This window comes from Komagataeibacter sp. SM21, from assembly GCF_041402665.1.
Classification (GTDB): domain Bacteria; phylum Pseudomonadota; class Alphaproteobacteria; order Acetobacterales; family Acetobacteraceae; genus Komagataeibacter; species Komagataeibacter saccharivorans.
On sequence record NZ_JBGLOV010000010.1, the window covers coordinates 99,234 to 123,404 of the forward strand.

General features: G+C 57.2%; 23 protein-coding genes and 2 pseudogenes. 9 read left to right on the top strand and 16 right to left on the bottom strand.

Annotated elements, in window-relative coordinates:
- Together ACBR42_RS11180 and ACBR42_RS11185 are read left to right on the top strand one after the other, a co-directional pair.
- Positions 1–1,542: an efflux transporter outer membrane subunit gene (locus ACBR42_RS11180; RefSeq protein WP_371208061.1), complete on the top strand. Its 1,542-nt coding sequence runs from the start codon at positions 1–3 to the stop codon at positions 1,540–1,542.
- Between the two features lie 115 nt (positions 1,543–1,657).
- Positions 1,658–3,145: a prolyl oligopeptidase family serine peptidase gene (locus ACBR42_RS11185; RefSeq protein ID WP_371208062.1), complete on the top strand. Its 1,488-nt coding sequence runs from the start codon at positions 1,658–1,660 to the stop codon at positions 3,143–3,145.
- A gap of 87 nt (positions 3,146–3,232) precedes the next feature.
- Here the strand turns inward: ACBR42_RS11185 and ACBR42_RS11190 are convergent.
- A protein-coding gene (locus ACBR42_RS11190; protein WP_371208063.1) for an IS5 family transposase occupies positions 3,233–3,990 on the bottom strand; the annotation gives its coding sequence in 2 pieces (ribosomal slippage) (positions 3,233–3,663 and positions 3,663–3,990; 759 coding nt in all).
- Between the two features lie 86 nt (positions 3,991–4,076).
- On the opposite strand from ACBR42_RS11190, the gene ACBR42_RS11195 reads away from it, so the two are divergent.
- The 3 genes from ACBR42_RS11195 to ACBR42_RS11205 are packed head-to-tail and all read left to right on the top strand — an operon-like array spanning position 4,077 to position 7,029.
- The gene (locus ACBR42_RS11195) at positions 4,077–5,243 is read left to right on the top strand and encodes a pyridoxal phosphate-dependent aminotransferase (RefSeq protein WP_132304051.1); all 1,167 of its coding nucleotides are present in this window, start codon (positions 4,077–4,079) and stop codon (positions 5,241–5,243) included.
- A gap of 22 nt (positions 5,244–5,265) precedes the next feature.
- Positions 5,266–6,621 carry an amidase gene (locus ACBR42_RS11200; RefSeq protein WP_371208064.1) on the top strand — a complete coding sequence of 452 codons (1,356 nt, stop codon included), beginning with the start codon at positions 5,266–5,268 and terminating at the stop codon, positions 6,619–6,621.
- A gap of 21 nt (positions 6,622–6,642) precedes the next feature.
- Positions 6,643–7,029 (top strand): ectoine synthase, encoded by a 387-nt coding sequence (locus tag ACBR42_RS11205; protein WP_102323675.1) that lies wholly within the window; start codon positions 6,643–6,645, stop codon positions 7,027–7,029.
- A 120-nt stretch (positions 7,030–7,149) separates the two neighbouring features.
- Here the strand turns inward: ACBR42_RS11205 and ACBR42_RS11210 are convergent, their stop codons facing one another.
- The 6 genes from ACBR42_RS11210 to ACBR42_RS11235 form a co-directional block, all read right to left on the bottom strand.
- On the bottom strand, positions 7,150–8,532 hold the full coding sequence (locus ACBR42_RS11210; RefSeq protein ID WP_243705276.1) for a carbohydrate porin: 1,383 nt from the start codon (positions 8,530–8,532) through the stop codon (positions 7,150–7,152).
- 279 nt (positions 8,533–8,811) lie between these two features.
- A complete protein-coding gene (locus ACBR42_RS11215) occupies positions 8,812–9,744 on the bottom strand; it encodes a 2-hydroxyacid dehydrogenase (protein ID WP_371208065.1) in 933 nt (310 codons plus the stop codon).
- Between the two features lie 14 nt (positions 9,745–9,758).
- Positions 9,759–10,520 (bottom strand): 2-keto-4-pentenoate hydratase, encoded by a 762-nt coding sequence (locus ACBR42_RS11220; protein ID WP_371208066.1) that lies wholly within the window; start codon positions 10,518–10,520, stop codon positions 9,759–9,761.
- Positions 10,521–10,552: 32 nt separating this feature from the next.
- Positions 10,553–11,953, bottom strand: coding sequence for an MFS transporter (locus tag ACBR42_RS11225; protein ID WP_118963888.1), 1,401 nt, complete (start codon positions 11,951–11,953; stop codon positions 10,553–10,555).
- Positions 11,950–12,957: a Gfo/Idh/MocA family protein gene (locus tag ACBR42_RS11230; RefSeq protein WP_371208067.1), complete on the bottom strand. Its 1,008-nt coding sequence runs from the start codon at positions 12,955–12,957 to the stop codon at positions 11,950–11,952. Before ACBR42_RS11230 ends, ACBR42_RS11225 begins: the two co-directional genes overlap by 4 nt.
- 256 nt (positions 12,958–13,213) lie before the next feature.
- Positions 13,214–14,149, bottom strand: coding sequence for an AMP-binding protein (locus ACBR42_RS11235; RefSeq protein WP_371208068.1), 936 nt, complete (start codon positions 14,147–14,149; stop codon positions 13,214–13,216).
- A 739-nt stretch (positions 14,150–14,888) separates the two neighbouring features.
- On the opposite strand from ACBR42_RS11235, the pseudogene ACBR42_RS11240 reads away from it, so the two are divergent.
- The 3 genes and pseudogenes from ACBR42_RS11240 to ACBR42_RS11250 all read left to right on the top strand — a co-directional run.
- Positions 14,889–15,362: pseudogene (locus ACBR42_RS11240) on the top strand (transposase); the annotation flags it as partial.
- 173 nt (positions 15,363–15,535) lie between these two features.
- Positions 15,536–15,979 (top strand): hypothetical protein, encoded by a 444-nt coding sequence (locus ACBR42_RS11245; RefSeq protein WP_371208069.1) that lies wholly within the window; start codon positions 15,536–15,538, stop codon positions 15,977–15,979.
- Positions 15,942–16,478: a DUF3828 domain-containing protein gene (locus tag ACBR42_RS11250; protein WP_371208070.1), complete on the top strand. Its 537-nt coding sequence runs from the start codon at positions 15,942–15,944 to the stop codon at positions 16,476–16,478. The genes ACBR42_RS11245 and ACBR42_RS11250 overlap by 38 nt, the downstream gene beginning before the upstream one ends.
- Before the next feature lie 36 nt (positions 16,479–16,514).
- Here ACBR42_RS11250 and ACBR42_RS11255 read toward each other — a convergent pair whose 3' ends face one another.
- Entirely contained in the window at positions 16,515–16,772 is a 258-nt protein-coding gene (locus tag ACBR42_RS11255; RefSeq protein ID WP_371208071.1) for a hypothetical protein, read from the bottom strand.
- A 236-nt stretch (positions 16,773–17,008) separates the two neighbouring features.
- Here ACBR42_RS11255 and ACBR42_RS11260 point away from each other — a divergent pair.
- Positions 17,009–17,652: pseudogene (locus ACBR42_RS11260) on the top strand (transposase).
- A 117-nt stretch (positions 17,653–17,769) separates the two neighbouring features.
- Here the strand turns inward: ACBR42_RS11260 and ACBR42_RS11265 are convergent.
- From ACBR42_RS11265 to ACBR42_RS11300, 8 genes are all read right to left on the bottom strand, one after another.
- A complete protein-coding gene (locus ACBR42_RS11265; protein ID WP_102323680.1) occupies positions 17,770–18,540 on the bottom strand; it encodes an SDR family oxidoreductase in 771 nt (256 codons plus the stop codon).
- 520 nt (positions 18,541–19,060) lie between these two features.
- Entirely contained in the window at positions 19,061–19,675 is a 615-nt protein-coding gene (gene ureG, locus ACBR42_RS11270; RefSeq protein ID WP_371208072.1) for an urease accessory protein UreG, read from the bottom strand.
- Positions 19,672–20,373 carry an urease accessory protein UreF gene (locus tag ACBR42_RS11275; RefSeq protein WP_371208073.1) on the bottom strand — a complete coding sequence of 234 codons (702 nt, stop codon included), beginning with the start codon at positions 20,371–20,373 and terminating at the stop codon, positions 19,672–19,674. The genes ureG and ACBR42_RS11275 overlap by 4 nt, the downstream gene beginning before the upstream one ends.
- Positions 20,345–20,830: an urease accessory protein UreE gene (locus ACBR42_RS11280; protein WP_371208074.1), complete on the bottom strand. Its 486-nt coding sequence runs from the start codon at positions 20,828–20,830 to the stop codon at positions 20,345–20,347. The genes ACBR42_RS11275 and ACBR42_RS11280 overlap by 29 nt, the downstream gene beginning before the upstream one ends.
- Positions 20,830–22,536, bottom strand: a complete 1,707-nt coding sequence (gene ureC / locus ACBR42_RS11285; RefSeq protein ID WP_371208075.1) for an urease subunit alpha — start codon at positions 22,534–22,536, stop codon at positions 20,830–20,832. Before ureC ends, ACBR42_RS11280 begins: the two co-directional genes overlap by 1 nt.
- Positions 22,533–22,877 carry an urease subunit beta gene (locus tag ACBR42_RS11290; protein ID WP_102323685.1) on the bottom strand — a complete coding sequence of 115 codons (345 nt, stop codon included), beginning with the start codon at positions 22,875–22,877 and terminating at the stop codon, positions 22,533–22,535. Before ACBR42_RS11290 ends, ureC begins: the two co-directional genes overlap by 4 nt.
- Complete coding sequence (locus ACBR42_RS11295) at positions 22,861–23,163, bottom strand: urease subunit gamma (protein WP_110547596.1); 303 nt, start codon at positions 23,161–23,163, stop codon at positions 22,861–22,863. Before ACBR42_RS11295 ends, ACBR42_RS11290 begins: the two co-directional genes overlap by 17 nt.
- A gap of 40 nt (positions 23,164–23,203) precedes the next feature.
- Complete coding sequence (locus ACBR42_RS11300; RefSeq protein WP_371208076.1) at positions 23,204–24,028, bottom strand: urease accessory protein UreD; 825 nt, start codon at positions 24,026–24,028, stop codon at positions 23,204–23,206.
- Positions 24,029–24,171: the final 143 nt, after the last annotated feature.

Genomic DNA, 24,171 nt, shown 5'->3' on the forward strand with positions numbered 1-24,171 from the left:
ATGCCGTATTCTTCCTTTCTTTCCGCCCGTTTCCGCACGGCCATGCGCGGCACGACGGCCCTGCTGGCGGCGGTCACGCTGTCGGGCTGCCTTATGGTCGGCCCGCGCTACAAACACCCGGCGCCCATCATTTCTGCCCGGTTCAAGGAACTGCAGCCCGCCCCCGGCTGGACGGTCAGCCAGCCGGATATGGCCGCAATACCAAAGGGCAAATGGTGGCTGGTCTATAATGATCCGACGCTGAACGCGCTGGAGGATCAGGTGGCACTGTCCAATCAGAACCTGAAGGAATACGAAGCCCAGTACCGCAAGGCGCGGGCGCTGGTGAATGCGGCGAAGGCCAGCCTTTACCCGACGCTTTCCGGTGATCTCAGCTTTGCCCGCAACAGTCAGGGCAGTTCTGCTACATCAACCAGCGGCACCACCTACAGCACCGGCTCCACGCGCAACACCTATGCCGCTGAACTGAGTGCCGACTGGGATCTGGACCTGTGGGGCAAGATCCGCCGCCAGATACAGGAACAGGTGACCGCAGCACAGGCCAGTGCCGCCGATATTGCCAACGCCCGCCTGTCCTACCAGTCGCAACTGGCGCAGGATTATTTTGAAATGCGCTATGAGGAATCCCTCAGGTCGCTGCTGGACCGCTCGGCAGCGCTTTATGCCCATAATCTCCAGATCATCCGTAACCAGCATGAAGGCGGCACGCTGAACGCAGGCGATGAATTGCAGGCTGAAACCGAACTGGAGCAGACCCGCGCCAGCGCCACCGCAACGGATGTGGCGCGCTCGGAATATGAGCATGCGATTGCTGTGCTGGTTGGCCGCGCGCCCGCCGACCTGACCATTGCGCGCGCCGCCATGCCTTTGGCCATTCCGGCCGTGCCGGTCACTTTGCCTGCAACGCTGCTGCAACGCCGCCCCGATATTGCCGCGGCCGAACGGGCCATGGAGGAATATAATGCGGAAATCGGGGCCGCCATTGCCGCCTTCTATCCCGATGTCACCCTGTCCGCTGCCTATGGCTATAGCGGCAATCCTGTCCAGTCGCTGATTCAGGTTGCCAACCGGATCTGGTCACTGGGGGCGGCGGGCAGCGAAACCCTGTTTGAAGGCGGCGCACGGACGGCAGCGGTGCAGGAAGCCAATGCCGATTACGACAACGCGGTCGCCACCTATCGCCAGACGGTGCTGACCGCCCTGCAGGATACGGAGGACCAGCTTTCCAGCCTGCGTATTCTTGAACAGCAGGCCAGCCAGCAGGATGCCGCCGTGCGTGCGGCGGTGAAAGCCGTGGACGTGTCGATGAATGAATACCGTTTTGGCACCGCCATCTACACCACTGTCATCACCACCCAGCAGACCGCGCTGGGGGATCAGGAAACGGCGTTGCAGATTCAGGAAAGCCGCCTGCTGGCCAGCGTGAAGCTGATTGCCGATCTGGGTGGTGGCTGGGATGTATCGCAACTGCCCGGCAAGAATTCCCTTCAGAGCGATAATCCCCTGGTGCCTTCCTTTCTGGAAAGGCATGGGAAAGACTGATGAAAGAGGGGCGCTTTCAGGGATTTTCCACAATTCTAATCAACAATATCAGTATGTTGCGGCATGATGTCCCCTGCCATAGCCTGATTTTGACCCTCAACCGGAGAAGAAACCCATGACCGATGTATCAAGACGCAACTTCGTGACGGTTGGCGCGGCTCTGGCCGGGGCGGTCTCCACAATGGGGCTTGGCGTTCAGGGCGCACGGGCGGCGGAGGGCGGGCATGGCTTCATGGCCGCATCTTCCGCCGGACCGGATGCACCCGACGCTCCCGGCCCCCACGGAAAGAAAACCCCCGGAATTCAGGGCATCAGCGCATTGTGTGAGGTCACGGGCGGGGGTGAGAAGGTCTATGGCATCGCAGTGGAATACGATGTTGCAATCGACCCGGCCAGCCTGTCGCCTGATACATATGCCACGGCAGTCTTTCCTGCGGCCAAAGGGTTCTTCGCGGGGATGCCACAGGAACCTGACAAGAATGATACGACGGCAGCCGCGAAACCGCGCCCGGTAGCGGCCATCTATACCAGTAACACGCCTGCACTCCGGCCTGACCGGAAGAGCATTTCCGGCAGGTATGTCATTGCCGAGTTTACGCATGACCCGGACCTGAGCCTGCCCACAACCGATAGCGACAGGGTCATGCTGATACAGGACAGGAACGTCCGTACCACGGGCGGCGCCGTGTATGCGGCCAGTAAGACCGTATGGAGCAACGCGGGGCCGCACGGGAACAGTGTTGTCATACGTGGGGTCGATGCGTGGGAACAGAATCACTGGTGGTGGGACGATACGCGGTCCGCGTGGCTTGAATACAGCATTTATCTGCCGAAATCTTTCCTTGCAAAGGGTGGGGAGAACCGTTCCTATCCCCTCCTCCTTGCCGTCACCCATTCAGGGACAAGCCCGGATGGAACCTGTGCCCAGACGCTGACCGAACAGTGCATCGCCAGTATCTGGAGCCTGCCCGAGGAGCAGGAGCGGCATGAATGCGTGATCATCACCCCGCGCTACGAGCGCACGACGATGAACGATTACTGGGAGCATACATCCGATGTCGAAAATACTTACCGGCTTGTCGAATCCCTGCTCGGTAATACATGGAATTATGGCAACCCCAATCTGGATGACCGGCGTGACAAGGTTCTGAAGATCGACCCGAAAAGGGTTTACTGCACCGGCTGGTCCATGGGGGCCATGACATCGCTGTGGCTGATGGCAAAACACCCTGAAACCTTTGCCGCCGGGCTGATCATCGCGGGACAGCAGCGCCCGAGTGATCTGATACCGCTTGCAAAACAGAAGGTGCTGATCATCACCGGGTCGGAAGACAACAAGGCCACGCCATGGAACGAGAAATGCGTGCCGGTATGGGAGCAGGCTGGCGCTACAGTGGTGCGACCGGCGGAATACCTTGATCCTGCGCGTATTTTTCCTGTCGATGCCCAGCAGAAACTGACCGATCAGGTCAATGGCTACCTTGCAAGGGATGGCAACATCACCTTCCTGACCTTTGACGGTGTCGACCATATGGGGTCCGCGCGGAAATTCTTCTACATCAAGGCGGCAAGGGACTGGCTGTTCAGGCAGGTGAAATCGTGAAAGCCGGTTGGGCGGGTGGCTTTTCATCCCGCCCGATACGGTGTTGTATGGCAGGGATGATAAAGCCGCTTTCCCTAGGGCCCGGACTCATAACCAGTAACTGACGGCCGCGACGAGGCAGATGGCGGCGTGGAAGTTGGTGGCATTGCGATCGTAACGTGTCGCGATGCGGCGGAAGTCCTTGAGGCGGTTGAACATGCGCTCAATGGCATTTCGCGTCCGATAAAGGACCGGCGAAAAGCAGTTCTTCCAGACCCGGTTGACCTTGGGCGGGATGTTCGGCGCGGCGCCCTTGTCCTCGATCTGTCGACGCACCGCGTTGGTGTCGTAGCCCTTGTCGCCGTGGATCAGCCGGACGTTCGAGACTTGCTCCAGTAGCGGGGCCGCTGCCGTGCAATCCGCGACGTTGCCGCCGGTCAGCACGAAGGCGACCGGCCGGCAGGCGGCATCCGTCAGCGCGTGGATCTTGGTCGTGCGCCCGCCACGCGATCGGCCGATGGCCTGGTGTCGCTCCCCCTTTTTCCGCCGGAGGCGCAGCGATGGGCCTTCACGGCAGAACTGTCGATCAGAAGTTCGGCAGGCGGTCCACCGCTCTGCGCCAGCGCCTCGAACAGGCGCGCCCAGACGCCTTTCGCAGCCCAGCGCTGAAACCGATTGTAGAGCGTTTTGCGCGGGCCATACGCGGACGGCGCATCTTTCCACCGCGCGCCGGACAGCATGATCTGAATGATGCCACTGATCACACGTCGATCATCCACACGCGGCTTGCCACGCGTATCGGTAGGCAGATGTGGCGCAATCCGCGCAAACTGTCGGTCCGAAAGCCAGAAAAAGTTAGCGTCCATCGCTCATCTCCTTTCAGAGACAGCGAATCACAGGCCGCTCACAATGGGAATCCCTTTATGGGTCCGGGCCCTAGCCTGAGGTCGTGATGACTGTGCCCCCGATTGATCCGTTTCATGCCCTGTCCATCAGTAAGCTGGCACATGAACTGGCGGCGCAAGGGCGCAGTATCATCCATATGGAGTTCGGCCAGCCTTCCACCGGCGCGCCGAAGGCGGCGCTTGAGCGCGCGCAGCATGTGCTGGCCACCGATCCCATGGGCTATTGGGAAAGTCAGGCGCTAAGGGACAGGATCGCCCGGCACTATCACGAAACCTATGATGTTTCGGTCCAGCCGGCGCAGGTTATCCTTACATGCGGCGCATCACCGGCACTGGTGCTTGCCCTGCTGGCCAGTTTTGTGCCCGGTGCCCGTGTGGCCATGGCGCGTCCGGGTTATGTCGCCTACCGCAATGTGGTCAGGACATTACACATGGAGCCGGTTGAAATTCCATGTGGGGAGAAAGAGCGCTTTCAGTTGACCGCCAGCGCCATCAGGGCGCTGGAGCCTGCCCCCGACGGGCTGATTCTGGCCAGCCCCGCCAATCCGACTGGCACCATACTGTCAGCCGACGAAATGCAGGCCATTGTCGCAGTGTGCAGGGAACGCGGGATCTGCATCATATCGGATGAGATCTATCACGGCCTCAGCTTTGGTGAGCGCGCGCATAGTATCCTGGAATATGATCCCCATGCGCTGGTGGTAAACAGCTTTTCCAAATACTTCAGCATGGCGCCGTGGCGGTTGGGATGGCTTGTCGTGCCGCCGGAAAAAGCGGAGATCGCCCACGCGCGGATGGGAAACCTGTTCCTGCCGCCTGCGGCCCTCAGCCAGCATGCGGCCCTTGTCGCATTCGATGGCAGGGATGAACTGGACGGCCATATTGAAACCTATCGCCGTAACCGTGACCTGCTGCTACAGGCTTTGCCACAGATGGGTTTGAATCATATCGCCCCACCGGATGGCGCATTCTATATCTATGCCGATATCCGGCACCTGACGGATGACAGCATGGCGTTCTGCAGGCGCCTGTTGATGGATACAGGTGTCACCACGGCACCCGGTATCGATTTTGATCCCGTCGACGGGAAGTTCTTCATACGCTTCAGTTTTGCGGTGAATACAGCTTTGATTGAAGAAGCAATACGGCGCATGGTCCCATGGTTTCAGGAACAGGCGGCAAGAACGCACAAATGTAACGCATTACAATACTGACCATTCACGCCGGGGTGGAAAAATGAACACCGACGTCTCACCGTTGCATACACAGCAGGACCATGCGGAACCGCATATATCCGCAAACGGGCCTGCACGGCTTGATCGGGCGTTGGCTGACTATGCCGCCCGTGACTGGACGGACCAGGCCATTTTCCTCAATGAACGGTTTGAAGCGGCGCGCGCGGAACTTGGGCACTGGCGGGCGTTGTCCCGGACCAGTCGGGAACTTCCCCCGCTTGCTGGCCTGACCATGACGGTCAAGGCCTGTTTCGATACCGCAGGCTGGGTCAGTAGCTGCGGATCGCGGGTCTTGCAGCACGCGAAACCGGCCATGCGGAGTGCGGCACTTGTCCATAAGCTGCGTACGGCTGGCGCGACCCTGTTGGCGCAGACCAATATGACCGAGTTCGCTTATGGTGCGCTGGGGGTCAATACCCGTTTTGGCACGCCCCGCACGCCGCTTGACCCAACCGGGACACGGATTGCCGGGGGTTCAAGTTCAGGAGCCGCAGTCGCGGTTGCGCGCGGGTACGGCGATGTGGCCGTCTGTTCCGATACCAGTGGTTCAGCCCGTATTCCCGCCGCGTTTTGTGGTGTGGTCGGGTTCAAGCCCAGCCGCGCGCGTTACGACACGCAGGGCATGCACTGGCTTTCCACCAGTTTTGACGTGCCGGGTCTTATCTGTCCCACTGTGGGGCTGTGTCGGCAGGTGGATCGTGCCATTACCGGTTGTGGGGCGGATGTCCCTTCCCCTCCCCTTGCTATCCGTCTGGCTGTTCCCGGCACACTATCCGATATGGGGCTGGATGAAGATGTGCATGCTCTGTTCAGGACCTGCCGGGATGCCCTCACGGCGGCGGGTATAACCATTCACGAAATCCCTCTGGACAGCCTTATGGACAGTGCCCGTATTGCAGCGGAGGGCGGGATCATCGGGGCGGAAGCATATGCATTGCACCGCCATCGTCTGGCGACGGATTTTGACGGATACGATCCCGTAGTCGGTAAACGCCTGCTGGCCGGGCGGGAAAATCCTGCCTATCGCTATGTGGATGCCCTGCAGGCCCTGTCTGCCTGCCGCGACAGGTTCGACCGGGAGATAACCGGATATGACGGCTTCCTGTTGCCCACCGTTCCGATCCTGCCACCGGCTGTGGCGGAACTGCGGGATGAGGCAACCTATCTGCGGCTTAACCGGCGCGCATTTTCATTAACCGAATTCGCCAACCGTCTGGATCTGCCCGGCATTTCCCTGCCGGTTGGCAAACTTCCCGTTGGCCTGATGCTGACGGGAATACGGGGTGGCGATGATGCCCTCCTCGCCATGGCCAGTGTACTGGAACCACTGGTCAGTAACCTTCAGCAGCCCGTGTGAAATCACCATAAGGGAAAGATCATGATTGTTGTTACATCCAACGAAATCGCGGGTACGGCACGGGATGCTTCGGGACCGGGATGGGAAAGCCGCCGCATGATCGTGCGTGATGACGGCATGGGTCATTCCGTGCATGAAACGCGCGTCAAGAAGGGCGCGGAACTGCATCTGCATTACAAGAACCATTTTGAGACCAATTATTGCATTTCCGGTGAAGGCGAGGTCGAAGATACGCAGACCGGTGAAGTCTTTCCAATCCGCCCCGGTACCATTTACGCACTGAACAGGAACGATCCGCATATCCTGCGCGCGACAGGAAGCGATCTTCTGCTGGTCTGTGTTTTTACGCCCCCGCTTGCGGGCAATGAAGTCCATCGCGAGGATGGCAGTTACGCGCCCGTCGAATAATACGGCAATCGCGGCCTTTCCTTACCGTCACCGACAGGCATCGCTGCGTAACATGGGGTTATCCTTAACCTGTGTTACGTCTATACGGTGCCTGTCCTTCATGAGCAGGACATCTATCCGTCAGAAGATCTGGATCTGTGACTTGAAACCTATGAATTCCACGTTTTTCAGGTTTCTTTGTGCATTGGGATGGAAATAGATCTGAAAATCTGGGGCCACTACTACACCACGCATGACGTGGATCTGATAATTCGTTTCAAAGATGGTTTCATGGCCCTGAATGCCTGTTGCGTGGTTCGGCGCTGTTTTTGCCGGAACCATGCTCAGGTCCAGTGCATCCGTATATGAGACGCCGGGCGCAATCTTGACGTAGGTCATGGCCACGCCAAAGGAATCATAGGGCCTGCTTTTAATAAAACCACGGTCAACCATAGCCGCGTAAGTCTCATAATTACGCAGTGATGTACGCGGATCATTATAGATAACCCCGCTCATTATGGTCAGGCCGTCTTCGGCATTGGAATAGGAATGCCGCAGAAGTTTCTGGTCTATTTCAAACCACGTACTCCATGTCTGCTGATGATTGGCCGCCGTTTTGCCCGTTAGTGCAAAAGCCTGCCCATTCACGTCATAATAATTGTCAGGGTTGGGGGCTGAAATCAGTTGTCCACCGATCTTGTAATGCCCCGGCAGCTTATGCTGGCGGCCAAGCATGGGTTCCCAGCCGAATTCGATCGGCGCAAGCTGACCTACGATATTTGATGAATTGAAGTGGAAACCGGTCCTGTGCTGGCTGTTTGCATAAATACCGCGTTCGGCAAAATAGACGCCTGCCTGTATGTAGGTGTAGCGGGACGGGCGGCCACGGACACGAAAACCCCACTCTCCTGCAGGATAGGAAGTGATATACTGATTATCGATGGCAGCCTTGGGCCGGCCGCAGAAACTGTTGTTCTGGAAATTGCAGAAAAGCGAACTGGCACTGAATTCGCTCATTTCCGTCAGTCGTCCGCCAGCAATACTTACGCGACCACCAAGTAATGTTTCTTCACCATAAGCAGTGACGAGATGGACGACGACATTGCCTCCCCCGCCATATATTTCCGATGAATGGGCCATCCAGTCCCCCATCATGCGGTTGGCAGTCGTGCCGTACCGGCTGGTAAAGAGGGTATGGGTGGCGAAACCCTTCAGGCCAATAATTTTTTCCCAGTTTATATGAAGGGCCGTATTGACCTGTCCTGCGTTACTTGACCCCTGCCTGTAACCGGGATGACCGGGGGTCGGTCGGGAAATGGCAGCCGTGTATTCATTGGTATTGTCCATCGTCAGCGCAATGCCGCGTGTACGGAGCCATGTGGTCATGCCAAATGGGTCCGCGAACACGGCTTCGGGCCGGGAAAACGGGGGTACGACAGGCGCGTTGGACGGATGGGCCATAAGCGGTGTGGCCACCCGCAGGCGGGCGTCGCTGTTCGAGTTGTCCTGAAAGGTCTGGCCCATTGCATGACCGCACAGCATCATCACCGCGACGACAGGTATATGGGCTGTTATTCTTAAAAGCGGTTTCTGGCGATAGAATGCTCCAATTACCGTAAATAACGTACGCATTCATGCTGATCCGGTTTAATTCTCATTATATTTATTATTTTAAGAATTTCTTCCGTTACAGAAGAATGGTTGAGACCATAAATGGTACGCGGTCGGCGGCATCACCATCATTCCTGCCGCCATGCCGGATACGCCCGACCGGGGGCGTATCCGGACAGACCGTATGTCCGCTCAGATAACGGCGGTAAGTAACGATTCATCTGCAAAATGCGCGGCAAGATTTTTTACAACCAGATTACCCATGGCCAGCCGTGTTTCGACCGTAGCACTCGCACGATGCGGCTGCAGCACCACGCGCGACGAATGGCGCAGTGTTTCGGGTACCTCCGGCTCATGCTCAAAGACATCCAGTCCCGCGCCACCCAGCGTGCCCGCATCAAGGGCCTGCGCAAGGGCCTGTTCATCCACCACCGAACCACGGGCGACATTGATCAGGAAACCGTCCGGTCCCAGCGCGTCCAGCACCTCCCTGTTGACCAGATGCCGTGATCCCGCCCCGCCGGATGCCGCGATAACCAGAATTTCGCTGTTGCGCGCCAGCGTTTTCAGGTCGGACACAAAAGCATAATCCTTCAGTTCCAGATCCCGCAGGTCGGTATAGGACACAGGCATTGCAAAAGACCGGGCACGGTGCGCAATCGCACGCCCCACCTGCCCCATGCCAACAATACCCAGCTTTTTTCCTGTTACCTTACGGCCTAGTGGCGGGGCGGCTTTATGGCCCCATTCCCCATCGCGTACGTATCGATCACCGGCAGGCAGGCCGCGCAGCAGCGATACAATCAGTCCGATCGCCATATCCGCGACATCATCGGTCAGGACACCGGGTGTTGTTGTGACATGGATATTGCGCTGTCTTGCTTCCTTCAGGTTCACGGCATCGGTGCCAATCCCGTTTATGGCAATGATTTCAAGGGCTTGCAGGCTGTCCATGACGGCTTGCGGCACGCCGGTCGCTCCGCCGGTCGCAATGCCGCGAATGCGGCCTGCGATGTCTTTCAACTGTGCGAGCGAAGTAAAGCGATGAACCGTATAGGCGGCATCAAGCTGCTTTTCGATTTCCGGCATCATGGGTTCGATCAGCAGGATTTCAGGTTTCGTCATCTCAGATTTCCTGTTCAGGCAAGATGGGCGCGTACGCTGCCAATGGCGGGAAAGCAGGCTGTAATATCAGCGTCATGCTCGACAAAAATGGTTCCCGTTGTGGAGCCGGTCGTGACGATATCACCAGCGGCGATGCCGATTTTTCGCCGGGATGCGTGATTGGCCAGCCAGACCAGCAGGCGCAGTGGATCACCAGCGGAATTGCCGCCCGTATGTTCAGCTACGATGCGGTTGTTGATGGTCAGCACAACCGGTTCCTGCACGGGCGTAAACCGGCGCCAGTCCGCTACTCCTGGCCCCACAATCAGGGCGCCATGGCTCTGCTGGTCAGCGGTATGGAGCAGTTTATGCTGCGACCCCGGCTGTGCGAAACGCGTATCCAGAATTTCGATCGCCGGATGGATCGTGCCAATGGCGTCAAGCACCTCGTCACGGGTCCATTCCCGTGTGCGCGGCGGCAGGTCATGGGCAAAGCGGTATGCGATTTCCGCTTCCACACCAAGATGACGGCAGAGTTCGGCAGGCACCGTCGCGCCATCGGTAAAAATGGTTGATGTATGGATGGGTGCGCAGAACGGTTCCGAAGCCGGGGTTTCCGATCCGACCTTCCAGCCCGCTATCGGTCCCAGATGGCGCGCGACTTCATCCTGTATGGTGTAGGCGTCTTCAATCGAAAGCGGGATCTGGCTGTCGGGCACATGTGCGGGCGGCGCGGTTTTTCCATTCCGCACCGACAGCAGCATGTGCGCGACATCAGACGAGATTACGGTCTGCATATTCAGCATTTCCTGTAATGAAATAAAAATGACTAGATAATGTCGTGTTGTTCAACGAGATCGCGGTTACGACATTCCGGAATGAAGAAAGTCGTCCCGATGGTGATAAGCGCAAGAAAAATGACATAGGCCGCAATGGGCAGCCATGACATCTGACCGGGATGCGCTGCGGACGGGGAAAAGGTTGCAACCCACCTTATGATGCACGAACCGACCAGCGGGGTCAGGCCACCGGCAATAACGGCCGAAACTTCGCGTGAAAGCGACACGGCCATGTAGCGATGCCGCGCGCCAAACATTTCTGGCAACATGGCGGCCTGCGTGCCGAACATGCCCCATGTGGTCACCCCCAGCGCGATGGACAGCGCGATAACTGCGGCAAAGGGGCGGCCCGTGCTGAAGGCATACCATACCGGCAGCGCCGTTACGGCCTGCAGGATGGCACAGGTCCGGTACACCTTTATGCGTCCGAACCGGTCACTCAGCCTGCCTGCGATGGGTACGGTAAATCCACCAATAACGGCAGCCGTTATCAGCGATGTGGTGCCCCACAGTCCGGGCAGGCCCATCGTATTGACAAGATAGCTGATCGCCAGCACCTGATAGATGGACGATCCGCCGTTTTCAGCCATTCTTACGCCAATCCCCGCAAGGATCGTGCGCCAGGAACCGCGGATGAGGGTAGTAAGGGACTCACGTTCTTCCACCACCTTGCGCTGGATCGTCTCGAAAGTGGGAGATTCCTTGAGCTTGAGACGCATATAGAGTGCGACCACAAGAATGACGGCACTGACCAGAAATGGCAGGCGCCATATCCATGAATGTGTGATATCCGTCACCCCGAACAGGAGCGCACAATAGACCAGCGCCGCAATGATGGTGCCAATCTGGATACCGAGGAATGGCAGCGAGGCATAGAACCCGCGCTGGCCCAGAGGGGCGTATTCCGTCATCATGACGGCGGCCCCGGCCTGTTCAGCTCCGGCCCCAAGGCCCTGCAGCATCCGTGCCGTAACCAGCAGGACAGGCGCCCATATCCCTATCGTCTGATAGGTGGGGATCAGCCCGATGCCCGTACTGGCAAGGCCCATAAGGGTTACGGTCATCAGCAGGACCTTCTTGCGGCCGATATGATCGCCCAGCCTGCCGAAAATGATGCCCCCAACCGGACGCACGGCAAAGCCCACGAAATAGGTGGCAAAACTGGCGATGAGGCTGGTAACGGGCGTTGCCGACGGAAAGAACAGCGGCCCGAAAATCAGCGCGGAAGCAAGGCTGTAGAGGGCAAAATCATAATATTCCAGCGCACTGCCCAGCGAGCAGGTCCACGCCGCGCGCCGCAGTTCACTTACGGTCAGGGTGACCCGGGCCGTGCCTGCCCCGGCCATTATCCGGCCATCGGCACCGATGGCCCCGAAAGCTGCGTGTCTCATGGGATTTCCACTTCGATCTGACGGCCTGTACGGGCCGATTCACGAATGGCCAGCGCTATGGCCAGGGCAGCAAGACCGTCTTCGCCAGTAGCGGCGGGTTGTCCCGTGCCGCGCACCGCATTGCTGAAGGCGGCGAGCGCGTAGTGGTAAAGATTATGGTGCTCAACCGGTATTTCTTTCTCGCCATCGGCGTTGCGCATGAACAGTCGGCCCGCGGCCCGTTGGCTCATGCAGTCCCGCCCGACAATTACGCCATCGCTGCCGTAGAACTCCACGCCCCCTTCGGAAAACGGGACGGTATAGGCCCCGTGGATCTGGACCAGCACATCGCCGGGGAAGCGCATGATGACCATGATGCCGTCCTCCACCCCGTCATGGGCAAGGCGTCCGCTCTGGGTCATCGCCATGACATGCGTGGGATTGCTTCCGATCAGGAAACGCAGCGTATCAATGTCATGGATGGTGCTGTCGAGTATCAGCCCGCCTCCATCGGGGTCGTTAACCCGCCAGCCATGCAGGGCCTGAGGCAGGAAATTGGCATGAAACACCCGTACGGCATTAAGCCTGCCGATGGTTCCTTCCGCCAGAATCCGCCGCAGTTTCTGGTGCATGGCGTTGCAGCGCAGGTGATGGTTTACCCCTAGTACCACGCGCGCGTCCCGGCAGGCAGCGATCATCCTGCGGGCATCCGCGACCGTCAGCGCAACCGGTTTTTCGCACAGTACATTCTTACCGGCACGGGCTGCCGCCAGTGTCTGCTCGCAGTGGAACTGGTTGGCTGTACTGATGTAGACAGCATCCACCCTATCATCCGTCAGAATGGCGTTTATATCCGTGGTATGGGCCGGAATACCGTTTTCAGCCGCAAACTTCGCACCGCGTTCATCGCTTGAACTCAGTACGTTGAGGATGCTGCTGTTAGCCTGTACCTGAATGGCATCGATAATCCACTGTCTGGCTACATTACTTGCACCAATCAGGGCCCAGCCAATATGTTTGCTCATTGAATAGTCAGGGACAATTTATGACCCTCCCCACATGGGCACGCTTTCCCCATCGGGGGCGTGTCTTTGGTGTCAGTTGCACAAAGCACCTGAACGTTGAATTTTTATTTATTATTTATTTGTTCATGTCCGGCGAGTGATGACGGCTTACTGAAAACGTCACCCTGACCGACCGGTTTTCTTCCACTGAAAACAAAATCGTGAAGAAATATTGCAGGACTGTCCCCTGAGGTTCGTGTTGTCGGTGCCCCTGCTGCTATGAAGCCGACAGCCCTGCGGAAAGGGTGAGCGTGCCCCCTTTTGCCAGTACACCGGCAACAAGGGCCGTCTGTCCGGTATTCCAGGCCATGTCGAGCATACCCGAAAGAGCGCCCCCATTCCTGTCGGATGCCAGCATGTCCATTGTATAGTCGGCCAGACGGCTGTACTCCCCGGCCGTGTATTTTATAGTACCGAACCCGCCGGGACGATCATTTGGATAGAGCATGAACAGCGGGTCATTCTCATACATGGCTACGGGCGCGTAGTCGGGTTCGTACCAGTCTACCACGGCATCGTAGCGATGATCGCGACCGGACTGCATTGGCACGATCATCTTATTGATCATGACGACCAGCACCGTGTTTATACGGCTATGGCCAACTTCCATATCCAATGCCGTGTCCAGCGTGACCTTCAGCGGTACAGGCCCGGTATCACACCGTATCTGGTCGCCTGTCAGAATGGCGGTCGCGCCGCAATCCCCAAGCCGCTCCGCCAGTGCCCGCGCATCCAGATGCGTGGGTAGCACGACATGCACTGCGCCGATACGCATGCAGGCCAGTACCGCCACTATACTTTCCGCAATCAGAGGCAGGTGGATTGCAACCCTGTCGCCGCGTTGCACGCCCTGATCCTGCAACGTGTTGGCCAGGCGACAGACCCGTTCATGCAGTTCCCGATATGACATCCGTCCGTTCGGCGTATTACCTGCGCCGCGCCAGATTACTGCACTCCTGTCCGCATGGTCCCCCAGATGGTAATCCACGCATGAAGCGCAGATGTTCTGTATACGCTGGCCGCGCTTCGATACCGGGATAATGTGGGAAGGGGCAACGTATCCTGCCTGCCGGGGAATGTATTGCCGCGAATGAAGGGCGGACAGAATGGAAACGCTGTCAAAGGTTCTACGCATCATGGGCCTGTTTCCCATCGTTCAGCCGCTCCGGTCTTTATGACTTGCGGTGCAGCAGTACATGAAAGAGGTGAATCCGGGCGTTTTACGCGGTAAAAAACGGTGAGGATAATACCCTTACCCGGCCGAAAACGTGCCTGATATTTAGTCCGTCCCGTATGGGATGCCCCTGCCCTGAAATCACCATGCGTGTTGGCCGGGACGCGGCGAAGTGGTGGCGTGGCGGTGCATGCGCCTGATTGTGGCATTTCATTTGTGCTGCTCTTGTTTGTTTTTGTTGCTACGGACTGTGGCAAATCCGGCTGACGGACGGAAGATGCTTTGCCGTTTAAAGTGGTGAAAGCAAAAACAGTAATTGCAAAGATTGCAAATATATATAATCACGGAACCGTGTATAGAGCATCAACGAAATTTTGTTGTAATTATACAGAACAGATCAGAGCATATATTATGTAACTTCCCGTCGTTACGTGGACCCCTATCAATTGCCTATAAAGCATATTTGAGGAAATATCCTGTCAGTTCCATATTGCACAACTATGTATTTAAATATATTAATTTCTATAATTAAATTAAAAATACAAATAGAAACAGTATTCAGGAAGATGTACCGGTCTGCCTGTTACATATCCGCCATTCATACATCTTGCAGTTGACTTTTTCTGAGAACCCTTTTGGAAATTTGATGTAATAGGTTTTCAAGAGGGTTTGAGCGTGATTCAAACGCAGGTTGTAGACGCCAGCACAACGAGGCCGTATGGCCAGCAATACGCGCAAAACGAAACGATATTCATCTGATCTGACCGATGAGGAATGGAAACGCATAGCCCCCCTGATGCCACCTGCGCGCCGACGTGGCCGGAAGCGGGCAACCGCTTTTCGCGAGTCCATCAACGCGCTGCGCTATCCTGTCCGCTCAGGGGGCGGCTGGGAAATACTGCCGGTTGTCTATTGATGGTTCCTCAGGCTGATGCTCGATCGTGAAGCCGCGGGACGCGAGGCCACTCCATCTGGGGGCGTTATCGACAGACAGAGCATCAAGGCACCAGAACGTGGTTATGACGCCGGCAGAAAGATCGTTGGCCGCAAGAGGCACATAGCGGTCGATACGGATGACCGACTGCTTCTGGTCAGGCTGACACCGACCGATATTTCAGATAGTGCAGGAAGACAGATGATCCTGAATGCCATTCGCAAACGCTGGCCATGGGAAGCCTCATGTTACGCCGAACCGCTCATCCGTGAATTTCCAAAAAAGGCTCTGAGCACAATGAATGCTTTATGTGCGTTACATTGGTTTCAATGTATCCAGTGATAACATGATTAAATCAGGTTTCTGATCTTCAGAAACAGAAACACAATAACCAGAACGTATTGTGTGCTATTTTCATGTCACCCGTCAGAATGATTTCTGACGGGTTTTTGTCGTTTGATGATTCATCAACAGATTTCCTCAAAAAACCAATCATGGAGGAAAATATGCCGTGGGATGTCAATAGGGCAATCCAGCACCTTCGGACACATGTTCTACCAGAAAGTAAAGTAAAATGTGCAACTTATACTCGCGAAGCCATCGGCGCTGGTGGTATTCGTCTTATGAATACGAGATATGCGAAGGATTATGACTCACCTCTCAAAGCATCAGGTTTTCGTGAGGTTCCATCAACGGGACCATTTCGGGCCGGAGATGTCGCCATTATCCAACCTGTCACAGGACATCCAGCTGGATATATGTGTATGTTTGATGGTAGTATTTGGATATCAGATTTCAAACAACTGCGCGGATTGTATCCTGGGCCAGCGTATCGCAATGAAAAGCCAAGCTATAAAATTTATAGACATCCATAATCAATTGAAAATGTTGAGTGTTAGCATTTTTGTTTTTTTTCCGTTCTGGGCATATGCCCAGAACGGAAAACCAGAACAAAAAGTTCTGGAATTTTATCAAAAATATATGACTGCATGTGCTCAACCGTCTATGGACGAACCAAACCGTGAATTGGATGGTTTGTTCTGTAACATGGATATAAAAAATTATGTTACAAGCCAGCTATATAAAAAAATAATTCATGCTTATAAAACTGGAGTTTACGGTGATTTGGCTGGAGATAGGGATTATTTCACACATACGCAGGATTCTAGCGTAGAATGGACTTCCGGTATGAAAGCCACAAAGATTAAAGAAAACAGCAACAATGCAGTTGTTCGATTGTTTATGAGCTTTCCGTCTGGGGCTGGTGATCCGCTTGCAGTGTGTGTCAGGCTACACCGTGAAAGTAGTGTTTGGAAGATTTACCAAGTAGACTCGTCTCTGTATACTGACCTACCTGATTGTAAGGATAAATGAGTAATTTATTGATAGTATATATTATTTTTTTTATAATTAATATGTGAGTTTCTCTTCTGGGAATGTGGCGTTTTCCTGATTTTTATGTTGTCGTGACTTTCTGCGAACAACCTTGCTGACAGCATCTTTCAACGCATAAGCATGTTTCCTGAGTTCTGCGAGGTCTTCAGGACTATCCTGAATAACGTCCAGTAAGGTGGCAAGGTCTTTGAAGACAACAGGAATCTTTATGACCTGACTTCTCACACGTTCGCGGTTCACGGCTTCACTGGTGACACGCCACCATTCCAGCACCTCGGCTTTTTTCCTACGTGGTGCATTTGTCTAGAATGGAATGGGGAACCATGGAATAGTAGCAGGGGAAAGAACCAAGGGTTTTCTTGAGGGCTCGTTTCTTTTCAGGGCTATATGTCCAACGGCTGATTTCCCATTTGGGTCTGGCTTTATTGTCTCAGTGTCTGACCGAAAATGAGTTGAGTGATTTCAGCAGATTATGATTTATGGGTTTGCGAGAACCTGATGAGATCAGGATGGCCTGGACTGAAATCACCCGTGCGCAGTATCAAAGGGACGATCTGGAATATGCAAGCGACCTTCGCGATGCGGAGTGGGCGCTGATTGCGCCGCTGATTCCCGAGAGGAAACGACTGGGGAGATCACGACGTACGGGTTTGCGCCGGGTCACGGAGGCGATCCTCCATATCGTCACAACCGGCTGCCAATAGCGGCCCGCGCGGTTATGACGCGGGCAGGAAGATCAGGGGCCGCAGGCGGCATATCGCGACCGATACGCCGGGTCATGTCGTGGCGGCTGTCGTACATCCCGCCGACATTCAGGATCGTGATGGTGCGCCGCTGGTAGCAACCAGAATGCGTTCATTTTTTCCCTGGCTCCGCCATCTGATCGGTGACGGGGGGGTATGCTGGCGGGAAGTTGCGTGGTGCACTGGCCGAAGTCGGCCGATGGACGATCGAGATCGTCAAACGTAGTGATCGGGCCGAAGGCTTCGTCGTCCTGCCCAAACGCTGGATCGTGGAGCGCAGCTTTGCATGGCCCGGACGCTGCCGTCGCCTCACGAAGGATGTCGAGGCAACAATCTCGTCATCCCACGCGTGGTTGATGATCGCTCATATCCGCAGATTTCTGCGAAAAATCAATCTAACCGCTTTTTGATTCAGGCTCTAAGAAATAAGTCCGTTTCAAATGATACGAATACGTGGGCAGACTGGATTGTATGGAACGTATGCCCGCAAGCGCCGCTGCGGGCATATGCCCATATCATCACAAGAATTACAAAGACGCGGTAATACCACCGTCCACCATAAGGACGTGACCATTCACAAAACTGGACGCATCCGATGACAGAAAAACCGCAGCGCCGACAAGCTCCTCCACATTTCCCCAGCGACCGGCGGGCGTGCGTTTGCACAGCCATTGGGTAAATTCCTGATCCGCCACCAGCTTTTCATTCATTTCTGTTTTAAAATAACCGGGCGCAAGCCCGTTGATCTGTAATCCATGGCGCGCCCAGTCCGTCGCCATGCCTTTGGTCAGGTTTTTGACCGCGCCCTTGGTTGCGGTATACGGCGCGATGCCGGGCCGTGCCAGTTCGCTCTGTACCGAGCAGATATTGACGATCTTGCCCCGTCCACGGGGCAGCATGTGTCGCGCCACGGCCTGTCCTACAAAGAAAACCGCGTTCAGGTTGGTCGCAATCAGCGCATCCCAGTCTGTCCGGCTGAACTGGTCCAGCGGCGCGCGACGCTGGATGCCCGCATTGTTTATCAGAATATCAATCGGGCCGTGTTCATGTTCTATTTTTTCAACCCCGGCGATGACGGCTTCCTGATCGGTCACATCAAACGGAGCGATTACGACATCCAGCCCTTCGCGCTGTAGCATCTCACGGGCTGTTTCAAGCGGTTCAGGATTGCGACCGTTCAGCACGATCTTTGCCCCCGACTGGCCCAGCCCGCGTGCCAGGGTCAGCCCGATGCCACGGGAAGCCCCGGTGACCAGCGCCCGTCTGCCGGTAAGGGAAAAAAGCGTATTATCAGCCATGATACGTCCGTCTTTCTTATGAAGGATGCGACGGTAGCAGGGAATAATGTCCCCTGCCCTTACACGTCTTCGCGCGTGGACGATACTTCCTATCTCCTGATGGCTGAACCGGTATGGAAAGTCAGTATTTTAGAGACTGTTTGCAAAGCCTGTCTGGAAATACCCAGAAAAAATAAGGAAGATTTTTCCAAAGAACTTTGAAGACGACGTCTTTTTGGAAAAAGACAGCATTCAAAAACTTTTCCTGTTTTTTATCAAAGATTGCGTTTGAAGCAATATTTTAGGAAATGGTGACCTATGAATTAATGGAAAAAGGGTTCCATCCACTTCTGTTGATCGTCAGAAAAGAGTGTCTCATTCATAGGCGTGTATTTATATGCCTCTATGGGGTGCTGATTATCGACCCATTCCAATAATTTCTGCTGGCTCGAAGCATTTTTAATTTGTCTTGATGAAATGAACCATCTGATTGGAACACATATTATGCGTTCGGATTTACGAACAGTTTTATAATAATATTTTACAGCCCCCCCTGTTCAATAATGAAACGTGCAATGGCTTCGACTCCTTCGTCCGCGCGGATATTGGAGAATACGAAGGGCCGTTCGCCACGCATGCGCCTGCTGTCGCGGTCCATCACCCCAAGGTCGGCCCCCACATGCGGTGCAAGGTCGATCTTGTTGATGACCAGCAGATCGCTGCGCGTAATGCCGGGGCCACCCTTGCGGGGGATCTTGTCGCCCGCCGAAACATCAATGACGTAAATGGTCAGGTCCGCCAGTTCGGGGCTGAAGGTGGCGGCAAGGTTGTCCCCTCCGCTTTCCACCAGTACGAGGTCCAGACCGGTAAAACGATCTGTCAGTTCGGCAATACCGGCCAGATTGATGCTGGCGTCCTCCCGGATGGCGGTGTGGGGGCAGCCACCGGTCTCGATCCCCATGATCCGCTCGGGTGGCAGGGAACCGGCGCGGGTCAGGAACTCCGCATCTTCACGTGTGTAGATATCGTTGGTGATGGCGGCGATATTGTAATTATTGCGAAAGCGGCGGCACAGCGCATCCATCAGTGCTGTCTTGCCCGTGCCAACCGGACCGCCGATGCCTACCCGAAGCGGGCCGTGTTTTGCCTCTGTCATGTCCTGAACAACCTCGTTTCCTGAGTTTCATGATGTATCGCCGCAAGGTCGGAGCCAAAACAGGCTCCGCCCACATCTTCCAGTGTCTGCGCTTGTGCACGGTCTGCCATTTCCGCCATTACGGGTTCCAGCCGGGAAAGCGCGCGTAGTCCGTCCGTCTGTCCCAGCGGCACCAGCCTTACGGCAGCGGATACAAGGGCTGCGACGGCAGCATAACCGCCAGAAAGCACGGCTTGCCCCCGCGAAACGCCGCCCCGGCGGAACACAAGTCCCTGCGCCACCGGAAGCGGCCAGCGTACCCCCGCCCGAGCGGCCTCGGGCGGCACGACATCCCATACGCCTGCCGCGCGCAGGAAGGCTTCGCCCTGATAGACCGTTTCCTCATACCGTTCGCGCGAGGTGGCGCAGGCACAGGCGAATTCGGCAATATCGCGCAGGCGTTCATCGTCGTTCCCCGCAGCCCAGGCGGCATGCAGGATAATCAGATCGTTGCCGGGACTGCCATGGCGCAACAGGGTGCCTATCCATGCGCAGAGTGTCTCCACATCCCGCACATTGCCCCGTTCAACAGCCCATTCCAGCCCGTGACTATAGGCATAGCCACCTGTGGGAAAGGCGGGTGACACCCATGACAGCAGGCGCAGGAAGTCCAGTCCGGCCGGTTCGTGTTCAGTCATGGGAATGATGGTGGTGCTCATCCCCGTGGGCATGGCCTGCCCCGCGTCCGGCATAGGCCCCGCTTTCAGGGTCGAATGCCGCCCGCACGTTATGGACGTGACCACCAAGACCCCGGACCATATCGGCAATCACATGGTCCTGGCGCACAAGGATATGCTGTCCCCCGATCGCCGCGGGCAGATGCCGGTTGCCCAGATGCCATGCCAGCCGCAACAGGTGCAGCGGGTCGTGGGCCGTGACTTCCATCAGGTCTTCGGCCATGGCTTCGACCCGTATGATACGGCCATCTTCCAGCCGCAGGCCGTCGCCATCATGCAGAAGCCGGGCGTGCTCCAGTTCCAGCAGCACCTTTGCGCCTGAACGCAGGACCAGCATCATGCGCCGGCGATGGCGGCCTTCGTAATCAGCAGCGAATATGTCGGCCGCATCGGATTCATTCCAGCTTCCCGCTGGCAGGATTTCGGCAACACGGGTCATCAGAACAGGAAATACCTCTGGGCCATGGGCAGGATGTCGGCAGGCTCACACGTCAGCAGCACGCCATCGGCCCGTACTTCATACGTTTCGGGATCGACCTCGATATGCGGCATGGCGTCGTTATGGATCATGCTGCGCTTGCCAATGCCACCACGCGTGTCGGATACGGCGGAAAGGCTTTTACGCAGGCCGAGTTTCCGGCCGATATCATCCTCAAGGGCCGCTTTTGACACGAATGTCAGGCTTGTATGGGTCAGTGCGCCGCCATAGCCGCCAAACATCATGCGGCCATGCACGGGCTGCGGCGTGGGGATGGAGGCGTTCGGGTCGCCCATCATGGCATAGGCGATGGCCCCACCCTTGATGACAAGATCGGGCTTCACGCCAAAGAAGGCAGGCTCCCACAATACAAGGTCGGCCAGTTTGCCCACCGCGATGGACCCGACCTCATGCGACAGGCCATGGGCGATGGCGGGGTTGATGGTGTATTTGGCGATATAGCGTTTGACGCGGTTGTTGTCCGCCGCGCCATCGCCGGGCAGTGCACCGCGCTGGCTTTTCATCTTGTGGGCGGTCTGCCATGTACGCAGCGGCACTTCGCCTACCCGGCCCATGGCCTGACTGTCGGATGACATCATCGACAGCACGCCCATGTCGTGGAAAATGTCCTCCGCCGCGATGGTCTCGCGCCGGATGCGGCTTTCGGCAAACGCAATATCCTCCGGCACCCTGGGGTCAAGGTGGTGGCAGACCATGAGCATGTCCAGATGCTCATCCAGCGTATTGCGCGTATAGGGCCGCGTGGGATTGGTGGAAGACGGCAGCACGTTGGGCAGCCCGGCCACGCGGATGATGTCCGGCGCGTGGCCGCCGCCCGCGCCTTCGGTGTGGAAGGCGTGGATGGTGCGGCCCTGAAAGGCTGCAATCGTATCCTCCACAAAGCCGCTTTCGTTCAGCGTGTCGGTATGGATCATGACCTGTACGTCCATCCGGTCGGCCACACCCAGACAGCAGTCGATGGCCGCAGGCGTCGACCCCCAGTCTTCATGCAGTTTCAGGCAACACGCTCCGGCGCGGACCATTTCCTCGAGCCCTTCGGGGCGTGAGGCATTGCCCTTGCCGGCAAAGGCCAGATTGACGGGAAATGCATCCGCCGCCTGCAGCATGCGGGCCAGATGCCATGGTCCCGGCGTGCAGGTGGTGGCCGCCGTGCCCGTGGCCGGTCCCGTGCCGCCGCCAAGCATGGTGGTGATGCCCGATGCCAGCGCTTCCTCGATCTGCTGGGGGCAGATGAAATGGATGTGGCTGTCCATGCCGCCCGCCGTCAGGATTTTGCCTTCCCCCGCGATGATTTCCGTCCCCGGCCCGATGATGATGTCAACGCCGGGCTGGATATCGGGATTCCCCGCCTTGCCGATGCCTGCGATCCGTCCGTCGCACAGCGCTACATCCGCCTTGATGATGCCCCAGTGGTCGATGATCAGCGCGTTGGTGATGACCGTATCCGCCGCCCCCTGCGCGCGGGTGGCCTGTGACTGGCCCATGCCGTCACGGATGGTCTTGCCGCCGCCAAAGCGGACTTCCTCGCCATAGATGGTGAAGTCCTTCTCCACCTCCACCAGCAGGTTCGTATCCGCCAGCCGCACGCGGTCGCCGGTGGTGGGACCGAACTGGCTCGCGTAATCATGCCGCGTAATCCGGGTCATTTATCCACGCTCCCCATGACATCGCCGCGAAAGCCGATGGCGCGCCGTAACCCGCGCAGAGGCACCAGTGTCACGTCTCGCTCCTGCCCCGGTTCAAAGCGTACAGCGCCGCCGGATGGCACATCCAGCCGCCAGCCAAGCGCCTGCGCGCGTTCAAAATGCAGGGCGGGATTGACTTCGGCAAAGTGATAGTGACTGCCCACCTGTACGGGACGGTCGCCGGTATTGGTCACGCGCAGCACGCGGCGCGGCTGGCCTTCGTTAAGGATGATATCACCATCGGCAGCCAGGATTTCGCCCGGAATGGCCCCTTCGGACAGGGGGTCAGCGTATCGGGTCATGTACCGTCACCAGTTTCGTGCCATCAGGAAAAGTGGCTTCAACCTGCACGTCATGGATCATTTCCGCCACGCCGGGCATGACCTGCGCGCGCGTCAGCACATGGCCACCGCTGGCCATGAGTTCGGCCACGCTCAGGCCATCGCGGGCGCCTTCCACCACATGGTCGGTAATCAGCGCCACGGCTTCGGGGTAGTTCAGGCGCACGCCGCGTTCCAGCCTGCGCCGGGCCACCATGGCCGCCATGGAAACGAGCAGCCTGTCTTTCTCTCGGGGTGTCAGCTTCATGTAGTCATCCGCTCCCTTGCGCGCCGGTCGGGCGCCATCATCATGACCGCCATGTGCCGGGCATGGGCCGGCCATTTCGCAGGATGGGCAGGATGTGGCGCACCGCGACTTCCAGCATCCATCCACTTTGTGCCAGCCCCCGCACCACCAGCATGCCATTCCATGCGGAGGCGGCAAACCCCGCGCATTCGGGGGTCGCCAGCCGCATGCGCACGTCCGGCAGCAGGTCCATCGCCTGCGGGCTGACCAGCACCAGTGTCGTCACGCCCCCCTGCCCGTCAGCTACAGCCGGTTGTACCAGCAGGGTGGACACGTCCGGACTTTCCAGCCGTAGCATATCTTCCACTAACAGCCTGCCGTCCCGCCGGATGGACAGCCGGTCACGTACATCCAGCCGCGACAGGTTCTCGCCCGAACCCCTACGCCCGAATATCCGGCTTTCCAGAAACATGAAGGTGGCCGAGCCTGCCATGTCTACCGTCATGCGACGATGCAGGCGGCTGCCATCAAAAAAGATCGTGCCATGGGGAAGCCACTCCAGCCGGGCGTTGGTATCAATCCGGCACGAGACCGCAATTTCAGCCGGGGCATCATCAGGGCGCGCACGATAGATCCGTTCCGCCGCCTGAGATGTCATCAGCAGGTCCGTTCCCTCCCCGCAGGCAAGACGGCCTTCGATACGGTCACCCGCTGCAATCCCGCCCGATATGTTGACGGTAGCCGTCTCCATCCCCGGCCCCGCAATCCGGGGAAACAGAAGGCGGCAACATCCCTCCTGCACCAGATCGGCCATGCGCGTACGGGTGCCTGATGCCCTGACTTCCAGTCCGAACCGCCCTTTTGCACGCTGGAGAGTCGTAGTCACCCGGTCGCTTTCATCCTGCCATAACCGGGCTGATCCTAGCGCGTGTGCAGAACAGGTCTATAGCGTAATGACTTTTTCTGGTCAGCCGATGAGAACCTGCCAGAATATCTGGTGAAAGGGTGCCTTCCCGATGGCGCACGCCG